Annotated in this window: 2 protein-coding genes and 2 pseudogenes; all 4 read left to right on the top strand. The window is 61.2% G+C overall.

Annotation, left to right across the window (positions count from 1 at the left end; genetic code table 11):
• Positions 1 to 181 (top strand): annotated as a pseudogene (locus E2583_RS02160) (hypothetical protein); the annotation flags it as partial.
• A gap of 173 nt (positions 182 to 354) precedes the next feature.
• Positions 355 to 1,041: a hypothetical protein gene (locus E2583_RS02155; protein ID WP_009459708.1), complete on the top strand. Its 687-nt coding sequence runs from the start codon at positions 355 to 357 to the stop codon at positions 1,039 to 1,041.
• Between the two features lie 80 nt (positions 1,042 to 1,121).
• Positions 1,122 to 1,859 carry a hypothetical protein gene (locus E2583_RS02150; protein ID WP_009459707.1) on the top strand — a complete coding sequence of 246 codons (738 nt, stop codon included), beginning with the start codon at positions 1,122 to 1,124 and terminating at the stop codon, positions 1,857 to 1,859.
• 97 nt (positions 1,860 to 1,956) lie between these two features.
• Positions 1,957 to 2,134, top strand: a pseudogene (locus E2583_RS02145) (uridylate kinase); the annotation flags it as partial.

The raw sequence follows: 2,134 nt of genomic DNA, 5'->3' as shown, positions 1-2,134 counted from the left end.
CGGTGTCCTGAGCAGCGGCGAACGCATGTTCCTGTCCGCCATGGTCAGCTTCTACAACGCGCGCGAGGGCGGTGCCATGCTCAAGCGCTGCCACTTCCACGGGCTGTCGGACTTCGACGGTCTCGATCTGGAACGCCGCAAGGTCATCGCCGACCTGCTGGTGAACTACAGCGGTTGGTGAGTCGGTCTCCGGCACGCCACTGTCTTCTCGATCCTCCCGTGAGGGACATGCGCTCATAAGGCCATGTCCCTCAATTTTTCTTCCCCATCGCCCGGCGCCAACGGCCCTGGGCTATTCCCTGCGGATGCCATCGTCCGCAGGGGCTGGCTCCGCTCTTCTCGAAAGGAGCCAGCATGGCAAACAACTACTACGAAGGCACGGGCGTTCTCGTGCTCGACCGCGTTACTCCCGTCATCAAGGCACTGTTCGATGCCTTCGCGCTCGACGAAAACCATCCCGGCAATGGGCAGGCCTACATCGCCCAGATCGCCGAGACCAATGATCCACGCTGGACAGATGTGCTGGACGGTCTGGAAAACCTGGCCACACAACTCGGAATCCCCATGCCCGACGACGAAGAGTTGTCGATTCCGCCTCTGCTTGAACGGCTGGCCGCGCACTTCGGTGCTGACCAGGACGGGGAGCTGGAGAACCTGATAGAGCACCACCACTTCGAGGACAGCGCGGACCTGGAAGCCCTGCTTCTGATCGCTACCCGCTTCGATGATGGCCATAACCTGACCGCCATACAGTTTGAGGGCTGCTGGTATTGCAGCAAGCCAAGGCTATTCGAGTTCGGCGGCAACGGCTGCTACCTGAGCCGCGAGGTCCAGGTCTTCAGAACGTCCTCGCAGGCGCTTCAACTCGGCGATCAACTGCGCAACACCATCCTGGCCGCCGACATCGAAGAGGCCTCAGCGTTGATCGCGCTGGAGGCCGCCAACCTGCTTGCCGGCATCACCGATGAGCAATTTCGCCTAAATGTGCGCCATCGCATCGCCGAACGGCTGGCTCAGACGTCAACGATCAGCGCCGACTGACGCATTTTCCACTTTCAACCCACCGGGTCCAATTCCCGGTGGCGGGGATTGGCTCCATTATTCAAATCTGGAGAGTTCCCATGTCCCTGAAACCCAATCCCTTTCTCCGCGGATACTGGAATCTGAAAATCGTCCGCACGCTGTGCATCAGCTACGAGGATGGAAGCCCGCATGTCTGGCGAATCATCCACCCGAGCCAAAAGCACCTTTCCGACGAGGAAATGATTTCATCCTCGTGCATCGTCACCAGCGATTTCGCCGTAGTCAGGAATGGTCCCGAACCCGTGAGTGCCGAGGTACTGGCCGAATGCGATGCCGGAGAAGGTGTCAGCGGCGAAGGCGTAATCGGCGCCGTGGTCTATGCCATCCATGGCGATGACTTCGACGGCCGCCCCATCCACGTCGGCGACGCCTATTCGGCAGAGGCAGCGCGGGAGGTCGTACAGCGCCTGAGTTTCGAGACCGGCTATTACAGCCGGTGCTGGGAAATCAGCAGCGCGCACATAAGCGAGGAAACCAGCCAATACCTCGCCAACCTGGCAGACCTCGCCACGCCGGAGGCCTTCCTGTTCATCGCGTTCCGGGTTCCGTACAGCCCGGCGATCGGCATCAAGCTGATCTCCACCCCCTGGACGGACAAGAACCTGGACCACGCCGAGGGCATCAGTGCGGAGCAGCTTCGCCAGGAGCACCGAAGCAAGGGTATGCCGGATGACCTGGCGAACGTCATTGAACTGGCTGGCCAGGCCGATGTGCGCATCCTGATTCTCGACGCCGACGCACCCGTGCTGTTGGGCCTGCCGTTGGCCGAATCCTAGCAGCCGCTCGACGCAACATCCTTCCTCTTTGTTCTCCCCCATACCGGCCCGTCTCCCTCCCGGAACCGGGCTGATCCATTTTCATAGGAGCAACCTCATGTTCCCCGACCTCATCTCGCGCACGCCAGACTTCGAGCACCAGCTCGGCGCCTGCGTCAATGCCATGGGCCAGGACGACGCCATCGGCCAGATCCTGGTATTCGAGCGCATGAGCGGCACGCTGCACATGCGCCATATCGCCAGCGCCGACCTGGTGGACACCGACGTGGACGACT

Source organism: Comamonas sp. (genome assembly GCF_009360615.1).
Lineage (GTDB): Bacteria > Pseudomonadota > Gammaproteobacteria > Burkholderiales > Burkholderiaceae_C > Comamonas.
Note: the sequence above shows the minus strand (reverse complement) of the source record. Positions and strands in the feature narration are given on the sequence as shown.